At 65.0% G+C, this 20,075-nt stretch carries 16 protein-coding genes; 8 read left to right on the top strand and 8 right to left on the bottom strand.

From position 1 onward, the window contains the following. Positions 1 to 651: 651 nt before the first annotated feature. The 4 genes from GGD66_RS08450 to uraD all read left to right on the top strand — a co-directional run bounded on the left by GGD66_RS08450 (position 652) and on the right by uraD (position 3,261). On the top strand, positions 652 to 927 hold the full coding sequence (locus GGD66_RS08450; RefSeq protein ID WP_183257387.1) for a hypothetical protein: 276 nt from the start codon (positions 652 to 654) through the stop codon (positions 925 to 927). Positions 928 to 1,017: 90 nt separating this feature from the next. Next, entirely contained in the window at positions 1,018 to 1,431 is a 414-nt protein-coding gene (locus tag GGD66_RS08445; protein ID WP_014493672.1) for a DUF3830 family protein, read from the top strand. Further along, positions 1,432 to 2,367 (top strand): allantoinase PuuE, encoded by a 936-nt coding sequence (gene puuE / locus GGD66_RS08440; RefSeq protein ID WP_183257386.1) that lies wholly within the window; start codon positions 1,432 to 1,434, stop codon positions 2,365 to 2,367. A 6-nt stretch (positions 2,368 to 2,373) separates the two neighbouring features. After that, complete coding sequence (uraD, locus tag GGD66_RS08435) at positions 2,374 to 3,261, top strand: 2-oxo-4-hydroxy-4-carboxy-5-ureidoimidazoline decarboxylase (protein WP_183257385.1); 888 nt, start codon at positions 2,374 to 2,376, stop codon at positions 3,259 to 3,261. Between the two features lie 67 nt (positions 3,262 to 3,328). Here uraD and GGD66_RS08430 read toward each other — a convergent pair whose 3' ends face one another. Together GGD66_RS08430 and GGD66_RS08425 are read right to left on the bottom strand one after the other, a co-directional pair. Then, positions 3,329 to 6,070: a molybdopterin cofactor-binding domain-containing protein gene (locus tag GGD66_RS08430; RefSeq protein WP_183257384.1), complete on the bottom strand. Its 2,742-nt coding sequence runs from the start codon at positions 6,068 to 6,070 to the stop codon at positions 3,329 to 3,331. Continuing rightward, positions 6,067 to 6,894 carry an FAD binding domain-containing protein gene (locus GGD66_RS08425; RefSeq protein ID WP_183257383.1) on the bottom strand — a complete coding sequence of 276 codons (828 nt, stop codon included), beginning with the start codon at positions 6,892 to 6,894 and terminating at the stop codon, positions 6,067 to 6,069. The genes GGD66_RS08430 and GGD66_RS08425 overlap by 4 nt, the downstream gene beginning before the upstream one ends. Before the next feature lie 147 nt (positions 6,895 to 7,041). Between GGD66_RS08425 and GGD66_RS08420 the strand changes: the two genes are divergently transcribed. Next, on the top strand, positions 7,042 to 8,391 hold the full coding sequence (locus GGD66_RS08420) for an 8-oxoguanine deaminase (protein ID WP_183257382.1): 1,350 nt from the start codon (positions 7,042 to 7,044) through the stop codon (positions 8,389 to 8,391). Positions 8,392 to 8,485: 94 nt separating this feature from the next. Here GGD66_RS08420 and GGD66_RS08415 read toward each other — a convergent pair whose 3' ends face one another. The 4 genes from GGD66_RS08415 to GGD66_RS08400 all read right to left on the bottom strand — a co-directional run bounded on the left by GGD66_RS08415 (position 8,486) and on the right by GGD66_RS08400 (position 13,208). Further along, positions 8,486 to 9,562: a BMP family ABC transporter substrate-binding protein gene (locus tag GGD66_RS08415; RefSeq protein WP_183257381.1), complete on the bottom strand. Its 1,077-nt coding sequence runs from the start codon at positions 9,560 to 9,562 to the stop codon at positions 8,486 to 8,488. Positions 9,563 to 9,639: 77 nt separating this feature from the next. Beyond that, positions 9,640 to 10,557 carry an ABC transporter permease gene (locus GGD66_RS08410; RefSeq protein ID WP_183257380.1) on the bottom strand — a complete coding sequence of 306 codons (918 nt, stop codon included), beginning with the start codon at positions 10,555 to 10,557 and terminating at the stop codon, positions 9,640 to 9,642. Then, entirely contained in the window at positions 10,544 to 11,635 is a 1,092-nt protein-coding gene (locus tag GGD66_RS08405) for an ABC transporter permease (protein WP_183257379.1), read from the bottom strand. The genes GGD66_RS08410 and GGD66_RS08405 overlap by 14 nt, the downstream gene beginning before the upstream one ends. Further along, positions 11,619 to 13,208: an ABC transporter ATP-binding protein gene (locus tag GGD66_RS08400; protein WP_409362356.1), complete on the bottom strand. Its 1,590-nt coding sequence runs from the start codon at positions 13,206 to 13,208 to the stop codon at positions 11,619 to 11,621. Before GGD66_RS08400 ends, GGD66_RS08405 begins: the two co-directional genes overlap by 17 nt. Before the next feature lie 546 nt (positions 13,209 to 13,754). Between GGD66_RS08400 and GGD66_RS08395 the strand changes: the two genes are divergently transcribed. Beyond that, entirely contained in the window at positions 13,755 to 14,858 is a 1,104-nt protein-coding gene (locus GGD66_RS08395) for a hypothetical protein (protein WP_183257377.1), read from the top strand. Between the two features lie 134 nt (positions 14,859 to 14,992). Here GGD66_RS08395 and GGD66_RS08390 read toward each other — a convergent pair whose 3' ends face one another. Beyond that, complete coding sequence (locus GGD66_RS08390) at positions 14,993 to 15,478, bottom strand: nucleoside deaminase (RefSeq protein ID WP_183257376.1); 486 nt, start codon at positions 15,476 to 15,478, stop codon at positions 14,993 to 14,995. A 357-nt stretch (positions 15,479 to 15,835) separates the two neighbouring features. On the opposite strand from GGD66_RS08390, the gene GGD66_RS08385 reads away from it, so the two are divergent. After that, positions 15,836 to 17,095: an allantoate amidohydrolase gene (locus tag GGD66_RS08385; RefSeq protein ID WP_183257375.1), complete on the top strand. Its 1,260-nt coding sequence runs from the start codon at positions 15,836 to 15,838 to the stop codon at positions 17,093 to 17,095. A gap of 110 nt (positions 17,096 to 17,205) precedes the next feature. Next, positions 17,206 to 18,579, top strand: coding sequence for a hypothetical protein (locus GGD66_RS08380; RefSeq protein WP_183257374.1), 1,374 nt, complete (start codon positions 17,206 to 17,208; stop codon positions 18,577 to 18,579). Positions 18,580 to 18,590: 11 nt separating this feature from the next. On the opposite strand, the gene GGD66_RS08375 is transcribed toward GGD66_RS08380, so the two are convergent. Then, the gene (locus GGD66_RS08375) at positions 18,591 to 19,910 is read right to left on the bottom strand and encodes a dicarboxylate/amino acid:cation symporter (RefSeq protein ID WP_183257373.1); all 1,320 of its coding nucleotides are present in this window, start codon (positions 19,908 to 19,910) and stop codon (positions 18,591 to 18,593) included. Between the last annotated feature and the right edge of the window lie 165 nt (positions 19,911 to 20,075).

The following is a 20,075-nucleotide window of genomic DNA, read 5'->3' as shown; positions in this document are numbered from 1 at the left end:
CACGGCATAAGCCGTCCAACCACCGCGCAGGGAAGGCCGAGTGATCGGCCACACCTGTATGCTGCTGTGCGGTTCTTCTGCGTGTGCATTTCGCGCAGCGGACCGCGGGTGCGAGCCGGCACCCGGCCTTCCCTGCGCCCTCTTGGATGAGAGGGTGGCGAGACCAAGCAAAGCTCGGGCGAAATGCGCCGCGAGGCCGCGAAGGCATGTCTGCGAGCTGAGCCACAAACTCGATCTCGTAGGGTGGGCAAAGCGAAGCGTGCCCACGCCTTGTCGCTCATGGAGGGAGATCGTGGGCACGGCGCGATGCGCCTTTGCCCACCCTACGGCAGCGCCGCTGGGATGTGCACTGGAGCATCGCAATGACATGTGGAGACAGCGTGCGCCTCACTCCGCTCTCATGCCCCGGACGCAGCGCGGCGTCCCCGGCGATGCGAAGCATCGTCCGGTGCGGTGCACTGCAGAGCCGGAGCCCATCCATCCGCGTCGTACCGTGTCGCCATCTGGATCCGAGCTATGCGCAGCAGCGGCAAGAAGCGCTGCGGCTTGTCCGGGACACGGCTAAATATTCGGCAATCGCGCCCTCTGGCGCCGATGGACTTGCCCGCCTCAATCCGGTTCAATGGCCAATCGAGCTTTCAGGCGACAATGATGTCGAGATATCTGCTGGTCCTGCTGCTGCTGGCGTCACCGGCGGCCGCGCAAGTCAAGTTGGCGCCGAAGACCGCGGCCGGACATCCCGATCCCTGTGCCCCGATCGGGCGTACCGCGGACGGCAAGCTGGTCTACTCCATGAAATGCGAGACCTTGCCGGCACCGCCCCCGCCGCCGCGGGCGGAACTGAAGGAAGCCCCTCCGCCGGCCGCCGAGCCGGAACCAGAAACGCGGCGGAGCGGCATTTTCGGCTGGTCCTACGACCGCAGGTGATGCGTCCGCGCCCCTTGCGCGAAACTGTCGGGAGTGCTCTTTGCTTGAAAATTATCCGTGGGGCCACCGGCCCCGATCCAGAGAGATGAGATGAGCAAACTCGTTATCCGTGCCGGCGACTTCACCTTCGATGCCCGTTTCGAGGAGCAGCTGGCGCCCAAGACCGTCGCCGCCTTCCGCAAGGCACTGCCGTTCGAAAGCCACATCATCCATGTGCGCTGGAGCGGCGAAGGCGTGTGGATGCCGCTCGGCGATCTCGATTTCGGCGTCGGCTACGAGAACCACACCAGCTATCCCGCGCCGGGCCAGATCATCCTCTATCCCGGCGGCATCAGCGAGACCGAGATCCTGCTGGCCTATGGCGGCGTGCATTTCGCCAGCAAGATGGGCCAGCTCGCCGGCAACCACTTCATCACGCTGACCTCGGGCCTGGAGAATCTGGCGACGCTGGGCAAAAGCGTGCTGTGGAAGGGCGCGCTGCCGATCCGCTTCGAGGAAGTCTGAGTGTCTGACACACGCTACCCGCGCGATCTCCGCGGTTACGGCCGCAACCCGCCGCACCCAGAGTGGCCCGGCAACGCGCGGGTCGCGGTGCAGTTCGTCGTCAATTTCGAGGAAGGCGGCGAGAACAACATCCTGCACGGCGACCGCGCCTCGGAAGCGTTCCTGTCCGACGTGCTCGGCGCGCAGCCCTGGCCGGGCCAGCGCCACGCCAATATCGAATCGATGTTCGAATATGGCTCGCGCGCCGGCTTCTGGCGGCTGTGGCGGATGTTCACCGCACGCAACTGGCCGACCACCGTGTTCGGTGTCGCCACCGCGCTGAAGCGCAACCCCGAAATCGTCGCCGCCATGAAGGAGGCGGGCTGGGATATCGCCAGCCACAGCCTGAAATGGATCGAGCACAAGGACATGACCGAGGCGCAGGAGCGCGCCGAGATCGCGGAAGCGATCCGCGTCCACACTGAGGCCACCGGATCGCGGCCGCTCGGCTGGTACACCGGGCGGTCCTCGATCAACACCAACCGTTTGCTGATGGAGGAGGGCGGCTTCCTCTATCTCTGCGACTCCTATGCCGACGATCTGCCCTATTGGGTCAAGAGCGCGGGCGGCAAGCAGCTCATCATTCCCTATACGCTAGACGCCAACGACATGCGCTTCATCAACCCGCAAGGCTTTGCCGAGGGCGAGCAGTTCTTCACCTATCTGAAGGACGCCTTCGACGTGCTCTATGCGGAGGGCGAAACCGCGCCCAAGATGATGTCGGTAGGTCTGCACTGCCGTCTCGCCGGCCGACCCGGCCGCGCTGCGGGCCTGATGCGCTTCCTCGATTATATCGGCAAGCACGAGCGTGTCTGGGTGCCGACGCGTTTGCAGATCGCCCAGCACTGGCACGACAAGCATGCTCATCTTGCGGCCGACGCATTCGAGATCGGTTGAAGGACGATGTCGCAGATCTCGCTCGCCGATCTCAATGCCGCAAGCAAGGCCGATTTCGTCGCGGCGCTCGCCAATGTCGTCGAATATTCGCCGTGGATCGCTGAGCAGCTCGCCGACAAGCGGCCGTTTGCGGGCGTCAACCAGTTGCACGCAGCGCTGATGGCGGCGATCCAGAGTGCCGAACCCGACGCGCAACTGGCGCTGATCCGGGCGCATCCCGATCTCGCCAGCAAGACCCAGCGCGCGGCGGGGCTGACGGCGGAATCGACCGATGAGCAGAACAGCGCCGGCCTCGACCGGTTGTCGGATGCGGAATACGCGGCGTTCGAGCGCGTCAACAGCGCCTATCGGGACAAGTTCGGCTTCCCCTATATCGTCTGCGTGCGTCGTCACACCCGGGATTCCGTGCTGCGCGACTTCGAGACGCGGTTACGCAATATCGCCAAGACCGAGACACGGCGCGCGATCGAGGAGATCGGCCGCATCTCCGCGCTGCGGCTGGATCAGCTCGTCATGGCCGACGACAGGCTGAAGGTGTACGGCCGGCTCTCGACCCATGTGCTGGACAACCACGTCGGCAAGCCGGCGTCCGGCATCCCGGTCGAGCTCGTGGAGCTCGCAAGCCTCGGCGAGAGCCGTGTAATCGCGCGCGCGGTCACCAATGCGGACGGCCGCACCGATCAACCGCTGATCGGCGGCCGTCCGCTGCCGATCGGCCGCTATGAGCTCAAATTCAGCGTTGCCAGATACTACGCCGAGCGCAACGTGCCGCTGTCGGATCCGCCGTTCCTCGACGAGATCCCGCTGCGCTTTGCCGTCAGCGAGCCAGAGGGGCACTATCACGTGCCGCTGTTGGTCACGCCATGGAGCTATTCGACCTATCGCGGCAGCTAAATGCGAGGCGCGCTCTTCACCTCTCCCCGCAAGCGGGGCGAGGGAGAACAGCGTCGCCGTGGTCGAGCTATCGCGTCCCAGTGGAGCCGGCAAACTTGTCGAGCAGCGCCGGAAACAGCCGGTCCGGCTTGAACGGTGGCGCGGTGAAGCGGATGCCGGTGGCATTCGCGATCGCGTTGCCGAGCGCGGCTGCGACCGGATTGTACGGGCTCTCGCTCATCGACTTCGCACCCAACGGACCGATCGTGTCGGACGTCTCGGCGAAGAACACTTCGGTGCGCGGGACGTCGGCGAACGAAGGCAGGTGGTAGTCGCGGAATTTCGGGTTGGTGACCCGGCCGGTCGCGTCGATCACCATCTCCTCGTAGAGCGCGGCGCCGAGCGCCTGCGCAACGCCGCCTTCGACCTGACCGCGGCACTGCATCGGATTGGCAACGATGCCGGCGTCCGCGGCGTGGACGCTCCGGAGTATCCTGAGCTCGCCGGTGGCCTTGTTCACGGCGATGCGAAAACCCTGGACGTTGAAGCCGACCGAGCGCGGCGTGCCGGTGGAATTGCCGCTGCCTGCGAACGGCTGTCCGTGCTCGCGCGCGAGCTTCGCCAGCTCCGTAAACGGCATGCGCCGGACGCCGCTGACGACGGCATTGTCCTCGAGCACGCAGCTCCCGATGTCACAGAGCCACGCGCCGGCGGCGGCCACCTTCAGCTCGGTCGCGAGCTGAATGGAAGCCGCATGCGTCGCCTTGCCGGCGACGAACATGCCCGCGCTGCCATAGGCGCCGGTGTCGTGGCCGCCATGGGCGGTGTCGGACTGGCGCAAGCGGATCCGGTCGACGGTGGTCGCCAGCGTGGTCGCGGCGATCTGCCGGTGCACGGTGCTGGTGCCGTTGCCGAATTCGGCGGTGCCGACGGTGAGATCGAAGCCGCCGTCGTCGTTGAGCGTAATCGTCGCGTCGGCGAGGTGGCCCGCCGGCGGCACGGTGTCGATCATGGTCAGCGCGACGCCGTCGCCGATCAGCCAGTCCGGCGACAGGTCCGGCTGCGGGCCGTCAGCCTGCATCGCGCGCTCGACGAGGTCGAGGCACTGGTCGAGACCGTAGGAGCCGTAAAGCACGTCGTGAAATTCGGACGGCGGCGGCGACAGCATGGGATCGCCGTCCCTCACGATGTTGCGCCGGCGCATCTCGTAGGGGTTGATGCCGAGCTGCTCGCCCAGCTCGTCGATCGCGGCCTCGATCGCGATCAACGTCTGCGGCAGGCCATAGCCGCGAAACGCACCCGCCGGCACCGTGTTGGTGTAGACGGCGTAGCCGTCGACCCGCTTGTTCGGGCAATTGTAGACTGCGATGGACTCCGACAGCGAGTGGAACATCACCGGGCCGGCGTGATTGCCGTAGGCGCCGGTGTTGGAGAGCACGTCGAGCTGGAGCGCGGTGAGCTTGCCGTCGGCATCCGCTCCGGCCTTGATGTTGACCCGCATCGGGTGCCGCGTCGAGGTCGCGATGAACTGCTCCTCGCGGGTGAGCTCCAGCTTCACCGGACGTCCCGTCTTGAGCGCAGCGAGCGCCAGAATGTCCTCGACGAACATCTCCTGCTTGCCGCCAAAGCCGCCGCCGACGCGCTCGCAGAACACGCGGACCTTGTCGGGCGGGAGCTTGAAGATATCCGACAGCGCGCGCCGGGTCAGGAACGGCACCTGCGTCGAGGTGCGGACATTGAGCACGCCGGAAGTATCGAGCCAGGCGAGGCCGCCATGGGTCTCCAGCGCCGCATGCTGGACGCGATGACTGTGGAAGGTGGCCTCGTAGGTGACGGCAGATGTCGCGAGCGCCGCCGCGACGTCGCCGAACTCGCCATGTGTCTCCGCAGCGAGGTTGCGCTGGGCGTCGGCGATGCGGTTCGCGGTGGTGCGATCGGGATGAATAATGGGCGCACCGGGCGCCATCGCCTGCTCCGGATCGATCAGCGCAGGCAAAATCTCATAATCGAGCTTCAGCCGGCGGCAGGCCTCCTCGGCGGCGGCCTCGCTCTCGGCGACGATGGCGGCAACCCTCTGGCCGATGAAGCGGACGACGTCGTCGAGAACGCGGGTGTCCTCGGGGTCCATCCAGTCCATCTCGTGCCGCGCGGTCGAGATCAGCATCGAAGGTGCGTCTTCATGCGTGAGCACCGCGTGCACGCCGGGAACCTTCAGCGCTTCCGACTTATCGATCGCGACGATCCTGGCGTGGGCATGCGGCGACCGCACCAGCTTGACGTGCAGCAGTCCGTCGATGGCGGTGTCGAAGGTGTAGCGCGCCTCGCCGCGCACGATGTCGGGACCTGCGGGCGCCGGCAGGCTGCGGCCAAACGCGGCTCCGGCTTCGACGCTTGCCTCGACATTGGTGTTGCCGAGCAATGCGTCCTCGATCGCGCGATAGCCGGTGCAGCGGCAGATATTGCCCTTCAGCGCCGCGCCGAGATCGGTGCGCTGCGCCTGGTTCAGCGAGGCGCAGGTCAGGATCATGCCGGCCGTGCAGAAGCCGCATTGAAAGCCCTGCGCGTCGAGGAAAGCCTGCTGCATCGGATGCGTGCCGTGGTCTCCGCCCAGACCTTCGATCGTGGTGATGGCGCGTCCCTCGGCCCGGAACGCCGGGATCAGGCAGCTGTGCACCGGCTCGCCGTCGAGCAGCACGGTGCAAGCGCCGCAGTCACCGGCGTCGCAGCCCTTTTTCACGCCGAAATGGCCGAGCTCGCGCAGGAACGTGCGCAGGCACTGGCCGGCGCGCGGCTCCTGCGCAAACGGCTTGCCGTTGATCTCGAAGCTCATGACGGCATTGCCCCAAGCAACTCGCGGCGAACCTCTTCGGCGAGCCGCAATGTCATGTGCTTGCGCCAGAGCGGCTGGCCGTGGATGTCGGTGTGGTACAGGTCATCCGTGATCTGCTGTATGATGGCATCACGAAGCGCGCCCACATCGGGCGGCTTGGCGAACGACAGCTGGATCGGCCGCGCCGTCGATGCGGTGACCGTCAGCGTCAGCGTGCCATCGGCATCGAGGCTGCCGATCAGGAGCGCCGCCGAGCGGCCGACCGGCGCCAGCGAGATCTGGCGATATGCCGTGCGGCGCTTCAGCGCGGCAATCGGAATATCGATCTGGCGAAGCAGGTCGCCCGGCGTCAGGCGATTGCGCTGATTGCCGGTGACGAAGTCGACAACAGGAATCCTCTGCTCGCCGCCGCCGGCCTTCCAGATGGTGCAGACGCCGCCCAGCGCTGCGGTGAGCGAGATCATCGGTCCCGCCGGCAGCGACATGCAGACATTGCCGCCTACGGTCGCGGTCTTCCAGATCTTGAACGAGGCAAGGAAGGCGCGGCAGCATTGGTTGATCAGCGGCGCGGCCAGCCAATCGGACGGGCAGGCAAGTCCGTCGAGCTGCGCGACCGTGCAAGTGGCGGCGATGGAGAGATGGCTGTCTGTGATCGTCAGCGCCGGCCATTTCAAATCGGTCAGATCGATCAGCCGCTTCAGATGGACCTGCGGCTCCGAGAACAACCACGTGCCGCCCGCGAGCCAGGCGTCGCCTGCCGTCCAGGCCGGCAATTGTGTCCGTGTTTGCGGACGGGCCACTGTCGTGATGGTATTCAAATCCATGGCTGCGCCAAAGCTTCCGCCGGTGAATCGTGTCGATGATTCTTGCAAGACCGGAGCCAAGTCGCAACAAGCAAGTCGTGGCGCGAAGGTGATCGAGCCAGCGTTTACCTGGCTGGCCTGTCAGCGGGTATGAGGAGAATCGGGATCATGAGCGACTCAAAGCCGATCTGGATCAGGGATCCCCTGGCCGTCCTCGCCGACGGTGCCGAGCGCGGAATCGTCGTGACGGACGGCCGCATCGTCGAGCTGGTGCCGGCCGGCGCCACGCCTGCGACCGCTGACGTCGCGGTATTCGATGCGAGCGCACATGTCGTGCTGCCGGGCCTGATCAACACCCATCATCATTTCTACCAGACACTGACCCGGGCGCTGCCGGCGGCGATGGATCGGGAGCTGTTCCCCTGGCTCAAGGCGCTCTATCCGGTGTGGGCGAGGCTGACGCCTGAGGCGCTCGAGCTCGGCGTCACCGTGGCGATGTCCGAGCTGTTGCTCTCGGGCTGCACCACCACGACGGATCATCACTACGTCTTCCCCGCGGGTCTCGAGGACGCCGTCGATATCGAGGTCGGCGTCGCAAGTCGTCTCGGCGTGCGGGTGCTGCTGACGCGCGGCTCGATGAACCTGTCGCAGCGGGACGGTGGCCTGCCGCCTGACAGCGTCGTGCAGGACGAGGACACGATCCTCGCCGACAGCGCGCGCGTGGTGGCGAGGCACCACCAGCGCGGCGCCGATGCGATGGTACAGATCGCGCTGGCGCCGTGCTCGCCGTTCTCGGTGACGACGTCGCTGATGCGCGCCACCGCCGATCTCGCCGACAAGCTCGACGTGCGCCTGCACACCCATCTCGCCGAGACCGAGGACGAGAACAAATTCTGCCAGCAGATGTATGGCTGCCGTCCACTCGACTACCTCGAGCAGTGCGGCTGGCTCAATGCGCGGACCTGGCTCGCCCACGGCATATTTTTCAATGCCGACGAGATGAAGCGGCTGGGCAAGGCGAAGACGACCATCAGCCATTGCGCGTGCAGCAACCAGCTGCTGGCGTCCGGCTGCTGCCCGGTCTGCGAGATGGAGGAGGCCGGCGTCGGGATCGGGATCGGTGTCGACGGCTCGGCCTCGAACGACGGATCGAATCTGATGCAGGAGGTGCGGGCTGCGTTCCTGCTGCAACGGGCGCGTTATGGCGTGGCCAAGGTCAGCCACAAGGACGCGCTGCGCTGGGCCACCAAGGGCTCCGCGGCCTGCGTCGGCCGGCCGGAACTCGGCGAGATCGCGGTCGGCAAGGCTGCGGACCTCGCGCTGTTCAGGCTCGACGAATTGCGCTTCTCCGGCCATGGCGACTCCTTGGCCGCATTGGTGCTGTGCGGAGCGCATCGGGCCGACCGGGTGATGGTGGGAGGAAAATGGGCCGTGATCGACGGCGCGATCCCGGGCCTCGATGTGGCAGACCTCATCCGCCGTCACAGCTCGGCGGCGCAGCTCATGCGGATGGGATGAAAGAGGGGGCGACCACAAGTGCCGGGTGCTTCTGGCCACCCCCTCCGAACCTCCTCCGGGAGGAGCAGGTGATCTAGCCTAAGCAAGAAGCGTGCTACTTGCCCGGCAGCTTGTCGTCGATGCCTTTGACGTAGAATTTCATGCCGAGGATCTGGCCGTCGTCGAGGTGATCGCCGCCTTTGCACTCGACCGGCTTGCCGTCCTGCCCAACGATCGGGCACTTGAACGGATGTAGCTTACCTGCAGTGATCGCGGTCTGGGCATCCTCGGCGAGCTTTTTCACCTCGTCGGGCATATTGGTGTAGGGCGCCATCGCGAACATGTGACTGTCGAGACCGCCCCAGCTGTCCTGGGACTTCCAGGTGCCGGCAAGCTCGGCCTTGACCCGCTCGATGTAATAGGGACCCCAGGTGTCGAGGATCGAGGTCAGCTGGGTCTTAGGCCCGAACTTGATCATCTCGGAGTCCTGGCCGAAGGCGAGCTTGCCGCGTTCGCTGGCGATCTGCATCGCGGCGGGCGAATCCGTGTGCTGCATGATCACGTCGGCGCCCTGGTCGATCAGCGCCTTGGCGGCGTCGGCCTCCTTGCCAGGGTCGAACCAGGTGTTGGCCCAGATGATCTTGACCTTGATGTCAGGCTTGATGGTCTGCGCCGCCAGGATCGTCGCGTTGATGCCGGAGACGACCTCCGGAATCGGGAACGAGCCGATATAGCCGAGCACGCCGGACTTCGACATCTTGGCCGCGATCAGCCCCTGGATGTAGCGGCCCTGATACCATCTGGCCGAGTAGGTCGACATGTTCGGATTGCGCTTGTAGCCGGTGGCGTGCTCGAAATGCACGTTCGGATATTTTTTCGCGACCTTCAGCGTCGGATCCATGTAACCGAACGAGGTCGTGAAAATCAGCTTGTTGCCGGCGCGGACGAGCTGCTCGATGGAGCGCTCGGCGTCGGGGCCTTCGGGCACGTTCTCCAGATAGGTGGTCTCGATCTGGTCGCCCAATTCCTTCACCAGCGCCTGCCGCGCCAGATCATGCTGATAGGTCCAGCCCAAATCTCCGATCGGACCCAGATAGATGAAGCCGACCTTCAGCTTGTCGGCGGCGGAGACTGCACTGACGCTGCCGGCGAGCAGGAGTCCGGCGGCCAGCGCAAGAAGTGATTTCCTCATCATCGATCTCCAAACATCAGGGGAACGCCACGATCCGCAACGTGCGCGCCCCATCGCGCGCGCCGCGGAAATGAAATTCAGCGGTCGGGCACGAACACGGTGCCGAGCGCGGCCGGTGCGGTCGATCCGCCGCTGCGCGCGCGGGAGAGCAGGACCAGCACGATGATCGTCGCAAGATAAGGCAGCGCCGACATGAATTGCGAGGGAATGCCGATGCCCCAGCCCTGCGCATGCAATTGCAGGATCGTCACGGCCCCGAAGAGATAGGCGCCGATCACGAGCCGGCCCGGCCGCCAGGACGAGAACACCACCAGCGCCAGTGCGATCCAGCCGCGGCCCGCGGTCATGCCGGGAATGAAGAACGGCGTATAGGCGAGCGGCAGATAAGCGCCGGCAAGGCCGGCGCAGGCGCCGCCGAACATCACCGCGAAGGTGCGGATACGCAGCACGGGATAGCCGAGCGCATGCGCGGAGACGTGGTTGTCGCCGCAGGCGCGCAGGATCAATCCCGCCCGCGTGCGGTACAGGAACCACCAGACGCCGACGACGAGTGCAATCGAGAAGTAGACGAAGCCATCCTCGCCGAACAGCACGCGCCCGACCAGCGGGATGTCGGTGAGGGCCGGAATGGCGAGATGGACCGCCGGCGTGATGCGCTCGCCGACGAAGCCGGCGCCGATCAGTCCGGACAGCCCGACGCCGAGGATGGTCAGTGCGAGTCCCGTCGCCACCTGGTTGACGGCGAGCCCGAGGGCCATCAATGCGAAGATCAGCGACATCATCGTGCCCGCGATGATGCCGAACAGCGCGCCGACGAAGACCGATCCGGTGAGCCAGGCGCCGGCAAAGCCGCAGGCCGCGCCAACGATCATCATGCCCTCGACGCCGAGATTGAGCACGCCGGAGCGCTCGGTCACGAGCTCTCCGGTCGCGGCGATCAGGAGCGGCGTGGACGCGGCGAGCACGGCCAGGATGATGGCTTCAATGAGTTCCACGGGCCACCTGACGGTTCGGGAAGCTCAGCTTGAAGCGATAGAGAATCAGGGAATCGCAGGCGAGCACGTAGAACAGCAGAATGCCCTGAAAGACCTTGGTGACATCCAATGGAATCTTCATCGCGATCTGCGCCTGCTCGCCGCCGATAAAAGTCAGCGCGAGGAAAAGGCCTGCAATTAATATTCCAAGCGGGTTCAGCCGGCCGAGGAAGGCGACGATGATCGCAGTAAAACCGTAGCCGGGTGAGATGCCGGGCTGGAGATGTCCGACCGGACCTGCCACCTCGATGATGCCGGCGAGCCCTGCGAGCGCGCCTGATATCGCGAAGGTCAGGATGATCAGTTGATTGGCGTTGAAGCCGCCGAACCGGGCCGCGCGGGGCGCTGCGCCGACGACACGAATCTCGAACCCCTTGATGGTTCGCCCGAGCAGGATTGCAGCCGCGGCGACGACTAGAAGCGCAATGATCGAGCCGAGATGCAGCCGGCCGCCCTCGATCAGCAACGGCACCGTCGCCACCGGATCGAACTCGGCCGTGGTCGGGAAGTTGAAGCCGTTGGGGTCGCGCCAGGGGCCGCGCACGAGATAATCGAGGAAGAGGTCGGCGACATAGACCAGCATCAGGCTGGTCAGGATCTCGCTGGCGCCGAACTTCACCTTGCAGATCGCCGGGATCAGCGCATAGAGCGCACCCGCAGCGGCAGCGAGGACGAGCATGGCCGGCAGCACCCAGGCGCCGGCGTCGGTGCCTTGCGTCTTCACCGCGATCCAGCTTCCCGCAACCGCGCCGATCAGGAATTGACCTTCGGCGCCGATGTTCCAGGCATTGGCGAGATAGCACAGTGACAGGCCGATCGCGATCATCACCAGCGGCGTCGCCTTCACCGCGATCTCCTGCAGCGAATAGCCGTCCGTCAGTGGCGCGATGAAGTAGGCGTGCAAGGCGAGCAGCGGATTCTTGCCGAGGATCGCGAACAGGATGATCATGGTCACGACCGTGAGGCCGATCGCGATCAGCGGCGAGACCAGCGCGATCGTGCCCGAGCGCTCGGCGCGCTTCTCAAGCACCAATTGCATGCGCGACCTCCTTTGGCTCGAGGCTGCTGCCGCCCATGAGAAGGCCGAGCTTTTCGCGCGTTGCCTCGCGGGTCGCGAGCGGTGCCGACAGCTTGCCGTGGAACATCACGGCGATGCGGTCGGCGATCTCGGCGAGTTCGTCGAGATCTTGGCTGGTCACGAGCACGGCGGCGCCCGCGGTTGCCAGATCAAGCAGCGCCTGGCGAATGACGGCGGCGGCGCCGGCATCGACGCCCCAGGTCGGTTGGCTCACCACCAGCACAGCGGGGTTGCGCAGGATCTCGCGTCCCACAATGAACTTCTGCAGATTGCCGCCGGAGAGGGATGCGGCTTCCGGATCGCGCTTGGCCTTGCGGACGTCGAATGTTTCGGTCGCGCGGTCGACGGTCTTCAGCGTGGCCGCGGTATTGATGAAGCCGCGATTGACCATGCCGCTCGCGGCATGTCCGGTGAGCAGCGCGTTCTCCGAGAGCTTCATGCGCGGCGCGGTGCCATGGCCGAGCCGCTCTTCGGGAACGAAAGCTGCTCCGAGCCTGCGTCGCTGCGTGATGGAGAGATGGCCGGCGGCAATGCCTTCGATCACCACGGTGCCGGGGTCCTTCGACAACCGCTCGCCGGACAGCGCGGCGAACAACTCCTCCTGGCCGTTGCCGGCGACGCCGGCGATGCCCAGGATCTCGCCGCCCTTCAGCTCGAACGAGATGTGCTCGAGCCGGACGCCATGCGGCTCGCTCGGCGCGAGCGAAAGATCGTTGACGACGAGCCGCGGCAAGGTGGTTGTCCGGCCGGATGCCGCCTTCACTTCCTTGATCTCACCGCCGACCATCATGCGCGCTAGCGAAGCGGCGGTCTCGTGCCGGGGATTGCAGGTCTCGACCTTCCTGCCGCCGCGCAGGATCGTGGCGGTGTCGCAGAGCCGCTTCACCTCCTCGAGCTTGTGGCTGATGTAGAGGATGGCGCGGCCTTCGGCCTTGAGCCGCTCCAGCACGACGAACAACTGATCGGCTTCCTGCGGCGTCAGGACGGCGGTGGGCTCGTCCAGGATCAGGAATTTCGGATCCTGCATCAGCGCCCGGACGATCTCGATGCGCTGGCGCTCGCCGACCGACAATTGCCAGACCTCGCGCTTGGGATCGAGCGGAAGGCCGTAAGTCTTCGACACCTGCTCCAGTCGCGCCGACATGTCCTTGAAGGATTCTCGTCCGTCGAGGCCGAGCGCGACGTTCTCGGCGACGGTGAGATTGTCGAACAGCGAGAAGTGCTGGAACACCATGCCGATGCCGAGGCTGCGTGCTTCCGAAGGTCCGGACAGCAGGATTCGTCGGCCCTGCCAGCGAATCTCGCCAGCGCTCGGCTGGATCAGCCCGTAGATCGCCTTGACCAGCGTCGACTTGCCGGCGCCGTTCTCGCCGAGCAGCGCGTGGATTTCGCCTGGCCAAATATCGATGTCGATGGAATCGTTGGCGAGGAAATCGCCATAGCGTTTGGTGAGTCCGATCGTCCGCAGCAGCGGGGACTCGCCGGAATTCAGGCCGTCAGGTGTCGAATCCAACATTCGCTGATGCGCTTGCATGGTGAAATGCCCCAATAGTGGGCCAGTTTGAACCCCGGCGTAAGGTGGGAAAATGCGTCATCCCTTGCTCAACGCTTTGGCAGGCAGCTTGTGGCAGCGCGCCGGCTCTCGCCGGGACGAAGCCCCGTGTTCAGGTGCCCGCACATTGCCTTACGGGCGCGGCTTCCGCGGGCGCCTGTTGCAGATTTGTGACGGTTCAAGGCAAATCGGAACCCGCTATGCAGCCTTGACGTCGCAGTGAGCAAAGTTGCGCCATCGCGCTTATGCATTGCGGATCGACGCAACATTGGCTCCTGACCGTCCGTCCCCCAACATCCGCTCGACATGAAAGAAGAGCGAAATCAGACGGGAATGTCCGGCAATAGCCGGCCTTGCGAGCCGCATGCCCGCTGCAAAAAACTTACTAAATCCCACGAAGAAACGCTGCGCCTTGCCAAAACAAGCGGCATGCCTTGAAAAAAGTTGAGGCTTCTCCGTTCGGGAGATCGGCGCAAGTGTCGCACCCAAGGGCGTTCATTGACGTGTCCAAACTTGGGGGTATTCAGGATGTCGTTTCGTTTCAGGGCAATTGAAGCAACGGCGCTGTCACTTGCCACGCTGGCCACCGGTGGCCTGGCTTTCGCGGCGGATCTGCCGGTCAAGGCTGCCAAGAAGGCGGCGGATCTCCCGTTCTTCCTGGTGATCGATAACCGCGTCACCTTCTCCTACATCTTCAACGCCTCGCAGCCCGGTGCGTGGTCGTTCCGGCCGGATGGATCGATCGACAGCAAGACCACCAAGCAGGTTTACTCGTTCACGCATTTCGATCTCTGGGCATACGGCACGAACTTCTTCACCATCTCGATGTTCAAGTCCGACCACAATGACCCGTCTGCGCCCTGCACCAACGCGGGCACGATCTTCGGCGCGCCTGCAACGTGCGCCGGTGCAACGGAGATCTACGGACTGTTCCGCTCGACGTTCGGCTGGAATGAGCTCTTCGACACCAAGGCCTTCACCGCGGGGCCGCTTCACAACATCTCGTTCGAGGTTGGCATGGATGCCAACACGGAAAACCGGTATTTCGGCGCGGCCAAGCGCGACGTCGTCGGCGGTCTGCAGTTTGCGTTCGATCTGCCCTACAAGGGTTACATCAACGTCGCGCCGCTGGTGTACTGGGAGTTCGCCAATCACAACTCATTCAGCCAGTGCGGACTGTTCGGTGCGGGCGTTCCCGGCGTGACCTGTCTTGCAGACGGCAACACCTCGTTCAAGCCGACCTGGGCGGTCGAGGTCAATTACTACATGGATCTCGGCTTCCTCCCGCCGAACATGCAATATTTCTCGATCAGCGGCCGCGCCGGCTGGTACGGCAAGAAGGGCACCGACACCCAGCCGCTTCCCTACAGACCCGCGAACGGCGTCTACAACACGGCGGTCGAGTTGAATTCGGAGCCGATCCGCCTGACCTTCGATGCCTCGAAGGCCGCCTGGGGTGACAAGTACTCCCACTTTGTGGACGTCTGGGTGGCTTACCGCTATTGGCAGAACAAGTTCGGTCTCGATCACAACCTTGCCGTCGGCTGTACCGCGGCGGTCGGTGGCCGGACGGTGAGCACGGGGTCGTGCACCGAATCCTCGCTCTACTCCGGTATCACCGTGAAGTTCTGACTGCTTGACACGTGGCAGCCGTAGGGTGGGCAAAGCGAAGCGTGCCCACGACTTCTGCTGCCGTAGCAATCCGATGGTGGGCACGGCGCAAGGGCGCCTTTGTCCACCCTACAGATCCGAACTTGTGGTAACGCCTACTTCGTCCACACGCCGTCATGCAGCGCTTCGGCTTCGTCCTCGAGCAGCGGACCAACGACCTCGGTTGGCCGCTGGCCGCTGGCAAAGACCTCGCGGCACGGCAGGTCGAGGGTCGGGTTGTCAGGATGGTTGCCGGTGACGCCGCGCAGGCGATGCTCGCTGAGCCCATAGACGACGCGGCCGATGCCGGCCCAGTAGATCGCGCCGGCGCACATCGCGCAGGGCTCTGCCGAGGAATAGAGCGTCGCTGTCGCCAGCACCTCGCGGCTGAGTGTGCGGCAGGCCTGGGTGGCCGCGAGACGTTCGGCATGCGCGGTGCCGTCATGATCCGGCATGTAGCCGTTCTCGGTCTCGATCAGCACCTTGCCGTCCGCTTCGACGACGATGCAGCCGAACGGGTGGTTGCCATGGGTGAGGGAGCGGCGGGCGACCGCGAAGGACAAACGCAGAAACTGCTCGTCACGCTTCGAAGTGCCGGCCATCGATCCTCCGCTGCCCCGCATGCGCCGACCGATCGCGGCGAGACCGGCTTCGCCGGTCCGTCCTTCATACACGAATTCGCCGTGGAACATCTCCACCAGCCGCCCCCGGCTTATTGACGGTATATTCCGGATAAGCGATTGAAAATATTGATTATGCGGGCGGTTCGGGTCCTGTTATTGGGTGAACCGTTGCCGCGCCTGTGCATGACCGGCGCGACGCAGCCTGCCGCGTACGCGCATTCATGCTAACCACGCGGCGGTTGGGACGGGCGCCGGTGCGTGATTTGCCGCCGAACGTGTACTGATTGTCGCCAGGACAGCCGCTGCCGCGGTCCAGAGAAGAGAAAGCTCGTCGAGATGGGTGCCGCCAACGCCGTTCAAAATGCATCGCTCGGCGAAGAGATCGTGCGTCGGATCAACGATCTGGCTGCGATCTCGGAAGCAGGCGACAACCTCACGCGCATCTATCTCACCAAGGAATTGCGCGAGGCGGCGGACCTCCTGCTGAGCTGGATGCGCGGGGCCGGCATGAGCGCGCGCCCTGACGCGATCGGCAATGTCTGCGGCCGCTACGAAGGCGAGCGGCCCGGCGCGCCCTGCCTGATGCTCGGGTCGCACTACGACACCGTACGCGATGCCGGCAAATGGGACGGGCCGTTGGGGGTGATCACGGCCATTGCCTGCGTTGCCGATCTCAATCGCCGTGGCAAGCGCCTGCCGTTCGCGATCGAGATCGTCGGCTTTGCCGATGAGGAGGGCGTGCGCTTCGCTTCGACCTTGCTCGGCAGCCGTGCCGTGGCCGGCACCTTCGACGAGAGTGTGTTGCATGTGCGCGACCGCGACGGTGTGTCGATGCGCGATGCGCTCGTACAGTTCGGCCTCGATCCCGATCATATCGGAGCAGCCGCGCGGACGCGGCGCGAGCTGCTTGCCTATCTCGAATTGCACATCGAGCAGGGGCCGGTGCTGGAAGCGCAGGATCTGCCTGTCGGTGTCGTCACCGCGATTGCCGGTGCGACGCGGCTTGCCGCGCGGCTGACCGGCATGGCGGGGCACGCCGGTACCGTGCCGATGGCGCTGCGCCGCGATGCGCTCACGGGTGCGGCCGAATGCATCGGCGCGATCGAGCAGTTTTGCCGCACCGACGAGAGCGGCCTTGTCGGCACCGTCGGCTACATCCAGGCGAGGCCCGGCGCCACCAACGTCATTCCGGGCGAGGTGTCGTTCACCATCGACATGCGCGCGCCGACCGATATGCACCGCAAGCGCGCGGTCGCCGATATCGTCCGCCAGATCGAGGCGATCGCCAAGCGCCGGCACCTGGCCCTCCAGCTCGACGTCACCCACGAGAACCGCACCGCGCCTTGCGCGCCGTGGCTCAAGGAGCAGATCGCGCAGGCGATCGGAGCGGAGGGGTTCTCCGTGTTCGAGCTGCCGAGCGGAGCGGGGCATGACGGCATGGCCATGATCGACATCGCCGATGTCGGCATGATCTTCGTCCGCTGCCGCGGCGGCATCAGCCACCACCCGGACGAGCATGTGGAGCTTGCCGACGCCGACGCTGGTGCGCGGGTGCTGCTGCGGGTGATTGAGAATTTCAGGCCGCGGGAAGGCTAGGCTGATCAGGTCGTAAGATGCCCCGCTGGAAGCCGGTACGTCATCTGGAGGAAATACGAATCAGCCATGCTTTGGGTGGTGGCCGCACCATCGGAGTGACCTCGCCACATATGAATAGTGATATCTCGTTGCCCTCAGATCGCGGAAACCGATTTTACCAAGGCGCGGCCGCGACGTTTTTCGCCAACGCCCTCCAGGCGGTCAATTTTCTCGGTGATCGATTCCTGAGGAAGTCACACCATTCGTTGTCGGCCATCGAGGACCTTTACCGGCACTCGATGGACAGCGCGTTTTCGGTCACCGAGGCCTTCCTCGTCACCGGCGCGCCGCACGCATCCGCCTATTATCCCCGTGACTTCGCCTGGTTCTATCCTGATGTTCTCGACCCCGAGACCATCATGGATGCGCAGGACGCAGTGCGGCGGGCCCGGCTGCTCGACAAGAGCATCCGTCTGTTGCTGGAGGCGGTTCGCGCCGACGTCGTCACGACCACCATCGTCCCGGCGGGGCGCGGTCGGTACCTCGGCGTAAACTATTTCTCGCAGCCCTCGGATACGCTGCTCGGCATTCTGGCCGGCCTGCAGCAGATGATCTCGGCCGATCAGAGGGCTCCGTCCTATCTGGCGATGTCGCAATGCGCGCATGCCGGCCGCCTGCTGCTGGCAGAATATGGCGGCGACCTGAAGCGTGCGATCCTCCAGCTCGCAAGCGAGCTCGAGCCGTTCGACGATGACGGCACCAGGTATTTGTTGTGTGATGCCCGCGGCCCTCGCTCCGCTGCAACGGATACCCGTGCGGAACGCAGGCGCTTTGTCACCAATGCCTGCGTCTACACGACCTTCGTGTGGAGCGTGCAGCTCGGCATCGTCGACGAGAGCGAGCTGAAGCGGCTGCTCGGACGCGGCCTTGCGCAGTACAAGAAGGACCTGCTCCGTCTGTTCGGCAAAGACGGCTACATCAGGCATTCCCTGGATGGTCCGAAGGGCCCGCCGGCGTCCTCGGTCGCGCTGGATTTCGTCAGCGTGCATCGCGGCTTCTGGGACATGACCGATGCCGGCGAGCGTGCACTGTTCGCGGCCACGGCGGATCTGATCATTGCAGAGCCGCGCTTCCGCATACCCTCGACGTTCCACTTCCTGGTGTCCGCGGATAATCCGCGGAACAAGATGATCCACAAGATTGCGGCTCCCGCCTATCAGGGGCGCTCATCCTGGCCGACGTTCAACGTCGAATTCGCGGACCGGATGCTCGACTACGACGAGGTCTCCGGCGGTGATCGCTACCGGGCCTGCGCGCAAGGCATATTGAAGGACATTCGCACCGCGACCGAAGTACACGGCGGATATCAAGAGCTGATTTCGGAACAGGGGCTGAAGTATCGCACCTGGGCCTACAAGGGCGCCGTGGCCCATTCCTGGTTTCCGCGCTTCCTGTCGGTCTGGAGGAGAGCGTATGGAACGCCGCTCCTCCAATGGAATGACTGATCCGTAGGGCGCTATCCCGCCGTCACGTCCACCAGCTCGCCGCCCTCCAGCACCTTGGCCGCCTTGGCGCGATCGAGATCGCCTTCCCAGGCCGCGACCACGACGGTCGCGACGCAATTGCCGACGAGGTTGCCGAGTGCGCGGGCCATGCCGATGAACCAGTCGACCGACAACACCAGCACGAGGCCGATTGCGGGAATGCTCGGCACCGCATTGAGCGTCGCGGCCAGGATCACGATGGCCGAACCCGGCACGCCATGCGCGCCCTTCGAGGTGATCAGGGAGACGCCGAGAACCAGCAGGAGATCGCCGAAGGACAGCGGTGTGTTGGTCGCCTGCGCGATGAAGACGACGGCCAGCGTCAGATAGATCGAGAAGGCGTCGAGGTTGAAGGAATAGCCGGTCGGGATCACGAGACCGACCACGGAATCCTTCACCCCCATCCGCTCGAGCTTCTTCATGATCTGCGGCAGCACGGCATCGGAGGAGGCGGTCGCGAGCACGATGGTCAGCTCTTCGCGCAGGTAGGCGAGGAATTTGAGGATGTTGAGTCCGGCGAGCGCCATCACGCCGCCGAGCACGCCCAGCACGAAGATGCCGACCGAGACGTAGAACAGCATCACCAGCGACACGAGCTGCTTCAGCGAGCCGACGCCGTATTTGCCGACGGTGTAGGCGACCGCGCCGAGCACGCCGAGCGGGGCAACGCGGACGATCAGCCCCATGACGCGGAACAGCACGGTGGAAGCCGCATCGATCATGCTGGTGACGAGCTTACTCTTCTCGCCGCCGACGAGCGCGAGGCCGACGCCGAACAGGACCGCGAAGAACAGCACCTGGAGCACGTCGTTGCGCGACAGCGCATCGAAGGAGGTGGTCGGGATCACGTTCATCAGGAAGGCGCCGATGCCGCCGCCTGACAGCTTGTGGGCGTTGTCGGCGTAGGTGTTGAGCGCTTTGGCATCCAGCGTCGAGGGATCGATGTTCATGCCGTGGCCGGGGCCGAAGAGGTAGGCGAGCAACAGGCCGACGACGAGCGCGACGGTCGTCATGATCTCGAAATAGACCAGTGCCTTGACGCCGACCCGGCCGACCTTCTTGAGGTCGCCGGCGCCGGCAATGCCGTGCACGACGACGCAGAACACGATCGGCGCCACGATCATCGAGATCAGCTTCAGGAAGGCGTCGCTGAGGATCTTGAGCCCGATCGCGAAATCCGGGACGGCGATGCCCAGGATGACGCCAAGCACCAGCGCGGCCAGGACCTGCACGAACAGCGAGGTGTAGAGCGGCTTCGGCTCGGCGGCGGGTGCCGCGGTGATGGTCGACATGGTGGATTCCCCCGGTTTGACGCGACGTGGACGTCAAACAGGAGCAACAACCGTGCCAGATTGTCGCGGGGGATCCGGAAAGCGACGCTGGACATCGCTCTGATATCGCGGGGGCGACGCAACGCTTCTTGGGTCGTGCGCTGTGTCGGGAGCGCGGGACCCGCG

The sequence above is a fragment of the Bradyrhizobium sp. CIR48 genome (assembly GCF_014198315.1).
Taxonomy (GTDB): domain Bacteria; phylum Pseudomonadota; class Alphaproteobacteria; order Rhizobiales; family Xanthobacteraceae; genus Bradyrhizobium.
Note: the sequence above shows the minus strand (reverse complement) of the source record. Positions and strands in the feature narration are given on the sequence as shown.

Bases quoted from the DNA above. Each gene is read 5' to 3' on its own strand.
- GGD66_RS08390 (WP_183257376.1), bottom strand. From the start codon at position 15,478: ATGGCCGGCACTTCGAAGCGTGACGAGCAGTTTCTGCGTTTGTCCTTC.
- GGD66_RS08420 (WP_183257382.1), top strand. From the start codon at position 7,042: ATGAGCGACTCAAAGCCGATCTGGATCAGGGATCCCCTGGCCGTCCTC.
- GGD66_RS08430 (WP_183257384.1), bottom strand. From the start codon at position 6,070: ATGAGCTTCGAGATCAACGGCAAGCCGTTTGCGCAGGAGCCGCGCGCC.
- GGD66_RS08385 (WP_183257375.1), top strand. From the start codon at position 15,836: ATGGGTGCCGCCAACGCCGTTCAAAATGCATCGCTCGGCGAAGAGATC.
- GGD66_RS08425 (WP_183257383.1), bottom strand. From the start codon at position 6,894: ATGGATTTGAATACCATCACGACAGTGGCCCGTCCGCAAACACGGACA.
- GGD66_RS08380 (WP_183257374.1), top strand. From the start codon at position 17,206: ATGAATAGTGATATCTCGTTGCCCTCAGATCGCGGAAACCGATTTTAC.
- GGD66_RS08445 (WP_014493672.1), top strand. From the start codon at position 1,018: ATGAGCAAACTCGTTATCCGTGCCGGCGACTTCACCTTCGATGCCCGT.
- GGD66_RS08415 (WP_183257381.1), bottom strand. From the start codon at position 9,562: ATGAGGAAATCACTTCTTGCGCTGGCCGCCGGACTCCTGCTCGCCGGC.
- GGD66_RS08395 (WP_183257377.1), top strand. From the start codon at position 13,755: ATGTCGTTTCGTTTCAGGGCAATTGAAGCAACGGCGCTGTCACTTGCC.
- GGD66_RS08405 (WP_183257379.1), bottom strand. From the start codon at position 11,635: ATGCAATTGGTGCTTGAGAAGCGCGCCGAGCGCTCGGGCACGATCGCG.
- uraD (WP_183257385.1), top strand. From the start codon at position 2,374: ATGTCGCAGATCTCGCTCGCCGATCTCAATGCCGCAAGCAAGGCCGAT.
- GGD66_RS08400 (WP_409362356.1), bottom strand. From the start codon at position 13,208: ATGCAAGCGCATCAGCGAATGTTGGATTCGACACCTGACGGCCTGAAT.
- GGD66_RS08375 (WP_183257373.1), bottom strand. From the start codon at position 19,910: ATGTCGACCATCACCGCGGCACCCGCCGCCGAGCCGAAGCCGCTCTAC.
- GGD66_RS08450 (WP_183257387.1), top strand. From the start codon at position 652: ATGTCGAGATATCTGCTGGTCCTGCTGCTGCTGGCGTCACCGGCGGCC.